The sequence below is a fragment of the Mycetohabitans endofungorum genome, from assembly GCF_002927045.1.
GTDB lineage: Bacteria > Pseudomonadota > Gammaproteobacteria > Burkholderiales > Burkholderiaceae > Mycetohabitans > Mycetohabitans endofungorum.
This window is the reverse complement of record NZ_PRDW01000072.1, coordinates 1-1,160: the sequence shown is the minus strand read 5'-3', so window position 1 is coordinate 1,160 and position 1,160 is coordinate 1. Positions and strand designations below refer to the sequence as shown.

Below are 1,160 nucleotides of genomic sequence, written 5' to 3'. Positions count from 1 at the left end.
TGCGCCTCAAACAACTGAACCAGCGTTGCTTCAGGCATCGCGCGCTCGGTCGCATTCCATTCAACTAGCAGCTGCTGCCGCTCCGCCGCCTCAAGTAACTCGATACCCCCAATCGGCTGCTCGGGATCCTGCGCTATCGCTTCGAGTAGGCAGTTGAAACGCCGCATTAACCGCTCAATTGCATATCGGTCGAATAAGTCAGGACGATAACCTAGCCGGCACGCCAGCTGTACGCCTGGAATGACAGTCAAGCTGAGCGGATAATGCGTGGCATCATTGCCCTCGACGCCAGTCAATTGCAATGTATCCGGAGCCGTTTGCATTGTCTGGCGATCGAATGGGTAGTTTTCGAACACCATTAACGTATCAAACAACTCGCCTAATCCAGCAAAATGCTGAATATCAGTCAAACTGAGGTGCTGATTTTCAAGCAATCGAGTTTGCTGGTCTTGCACCTGTGTCAACAGATCGGCGATAGATTGCGTCGGACTGGATCGTACGCGCAAAGGCAGTGTGTTGATCAATAGCCCAATCATGCGCTCGACGCCAGGCAGTTCAGGGGGGCGCCCAGACACCGTTACGCCAAAGACCACATCATCGCGCGCTGTCAAATGACTTAGCAAAAGACCCCAAGCGGCCTGCATTAACGTGTTCAGCGTGACACGCCGCTGGCGGGCCTGTCCGTTAAGCGCATTCGCCAACGTCTCAGGTAAAGTCCAAGTTACCATTTCCTGAGCCATAGGCGAAGTAGCTCGAATGGACGCCAAGCGGGTGGGCTCCTCAAGCCCTGCCAGTGCTTCGCGCCAAGCTTGCTCCGCTGCACTACAGTCATGTCCTTTAAGCCAGGCTAGGTAATCACGATAAGGCGCCACGCGCGGCAACGCGCGCTCATTACCACCGTCCGCATACAATGCGATCAGTTCCTGAAGAAGCATCGGCATTGACCAACCATCCAGTAAAATATGGTGGAAGGTCAAAACGCCGCGATAACGATGCGTTGCAAGCTGGATTAAACTGAAACGCAATAGCGGCGGTTGGGCAGGATCAAAGCGAACTGCCTTGGCTTCTTGCAAAAAGCGCGCACATTCAGCTTCTTGAGCAGCATCGCTCAATCCGCTTAGATCAAGTTCCTGCCAAGGCAGCTGTACATCACGGGCAAT

1 protein-coding gene is annotated in these 1,160 nt (G+C 54.0%); it reads right to left on the bottom strand.

Going from position 1 to position 1,160, the window contains the following annotated elements; all coding sequences use genetic code 11:
- A partial coding sequence (locus B0O95_RS15230; protein WP_233203462.1) for a condensation domain-containing protein occupies nucleotides 1–1,160 on the bottom strand: 1,160 nt, incomplete at both ends.